At 55.7% G+C, this 2143-nt stretch carries 2 protein-coding genes and 1 riboswitch; both genes read right to left on the bottom strand.

The annotated features are described in order from the left end of the window. Positions 1-116: 116 nt before the first annotated feature. Positions 117-632 (bottom strand): chemotaxis protein CheX, encoded by a 516-nt coding sequence (locus Q1K49_RS12165; protein ID WP_213692456.1) that lies wholly within the window; start codon positions 630-632, stop codon positions 117-119. A gap of 52 nt (positions 633-684) precedes the next feature. Then, positions 685-1218: an energy-coupled thiamine transporter ThiT gene (gene thiT / locus Q1K49_RS12160; RefSeq protein ID WP_300526297.1), complete on the bottom strand. Its 534-nt coding sequence runs from the start codon at positions 1216-1218 to the stop codon at positions 685-687. 87 nt (positions 1219-1305) lie between these two features. After that, positions 1306-1412, bottom strand: a riboswitch (TPP riboswitch). Positions 1413-2143: the final 731 nt, after the last annotated feature.

Here is a 2143-nt window from a genome sequence, read left to right as displayed (position 1 = left end):
AAAAACAGAGGAAAGGCCTAGGCCTTTCCTCTGTTTTTGTATTGTGGAGATGGGGAAAACAGCGGATCCCTCCAGCGACTTCACCGGTCGTATCGTCGAGAAGCGAGGGGAAACGGTCATTTCCGGAAGAGAAGTACCTGGTGGACGATGCTCTCTCGGTCGTTGCCGACATAAAACGGGAGGGTGAACGTGTCCATCTTGTCCTCGGGCAGCCTCAGGGACTTGATGTTGGTGCCGACGAAAAGTTGAGGCGGCGTGATGTCCAGACCGGAAAAGCCTCTTTCGCTCAGAGTGGTCAGGGCGTTACCGCTCACCATATTGGCCAGTTCGCCCGCCACGCTCACCGCGACGGGTTCTTCCGGGTCCGGAAAGAGCATGCCTCCCGTCATGCCGTTTACGTAGGACGCGAAGGCTTTTTCGCTGAGAAAGAAGGTGATCGTCCCATGAGCTCCTTCGCCATAGAGGGAGAGGAGTGCCGCCACCCGACTTCCCGGCGCGCTGACACCGAGGCAGACTCCGCCTTTGTTGAAGGTCAGCGATACACCCACTTTTTCACTGATCTTGATCATGCTCACTCCGAAGGCATTGACGAGTGAATGGAGACGCCCCACATACCGTTTGTCCTGCTTCAACGGAAAAAACCCTCCTCAGGGAAACAGGGGCGTTTTGCCGCCTGATTCGCATTCAATGCCCCGCCTTGCTCCAGCCGGGAAGACGTAAAAGCCGAGGCAGGAGAAAATGGCCGAGGGCGATATTCAGAACGAGCGCGGGAACCATGAAGGTCCCGTTGTAGATGGCGGAATAGAGCCACACGGGTGTCCCTTCGGGAGCATAGCTCGCAAAAAAAACGACGCCCGAGAAGAAGTGGCAGAGAAACCGGGCGAAGGTGCCGATGGCGAGTCCAGCCCAGAAGGGCTTCCGGACGAAAGATGCCGAAGCGAGAGCGGCAAATGCCAGCGGATAGTCCAGAAGCGCCTGGAGAGGATGTACCATGTAACCTCCGAGCAACAGCTGTAGAAGTCCTGACATTCCCCCGGCGAGCACTCCCGCTTTCAATCCGTGGCGATAGGCGTATATGAAAAGCGGCAGGTTTTCAAGGGTGATGGAACCGCCCTGAGGCAATTGCCAAAGTTTTACGTAGGAGAGCGCCACCGAAAGTCCGCATAGCACGGCTCCCTCCACCAGGATTCGAGTGCGTTGGTCCTCTTTGGAATACATCGTTTCCTCCTTCTCCGCACCATGCGGGTTTCTCCGGTCGACGGGAGGAGAAAAGGGTATTCCGGTAGGGGAGTAGAGACCGTATCGGTTCCGCTCCATGCCCGTTCCCTCCGCCGGTACGAACCGGATCAGGTTCCAGGGGTCGGGCGAAAAGCCACCTCTCAGCCGAAAACACGGCTCCCCCCGGGCAGGTTCGATTATTCCCCTCAGGTACATTTTCTGTCAAGCCGGCTCTCCGGACCCGATTCCGGGTAAACCCGCGGCGAATCACTTCCCGGAGGAGGCCATTCTTGCGGCTTGGTGTCTAGGGAACCTCTGAAAAATGCTACGCTGATCTCGGAAAAACGCGATGCGATCCGGGATTGAGAAAGAGTGATTCCTACTTGAGCAGGGCTTCCTTAGAGAAAAGAGGACGTCGTCTTTTCTGAAGACGGGTACATCCCGGGCGGTGACGTGTTTTGGCCAGGCGTGTTTCTGGCACGGGGAATGTCGACGAAGACATCGGAAGGAATGTCGCCATTGTCGGACCGCGTGCGGCGAAGAACGCAAAGGCGGAAATTCGGAAATTCGGAAATTCGGAACAAAAGATCTGTTTTCCTCCGGAGCCCGACCGAAAATCGTGCAGGGTCGAAAGGTCCTTTGATGCGCTTCGATTGCGGAAAAACAAGGTTCGGATTCTCCATGCGCGGCCAAGGCAGTGGCTTGTGTCCGAAGGGGTTGCATTTTCCTGGAGAAGAACGTGTTCTATAATGAGCAGAAGGAGTTTCATTTTCGGAAGAATTCGGATTATGCTCTAAAGAGTGTGCAAAAAGTGATTGCGGAGGGGGGATTCAAAGAAAGAAGGTCATGGTGTAGGGTGTCTGCAGCGCACAAACAACCCGAGCCCTTAGGAGGCGATACACCATGACCGGAAAGAAGCATAGCA

The sequence above is a fragment of the Aminiphilus sp. genome, from assembly GCF_029975095.1.
Taxonomy (GTDB): domain Bacteria; phylum Synergistota; class Synergistia; order Synergistales; family Aminiphilaceae; genus Aminiphilus.
The sequence above is the reverse complement of the archived record's forward strand: the minus strand, read 5'-3'. Positions and strand labels throughout refer to the sequence as shown.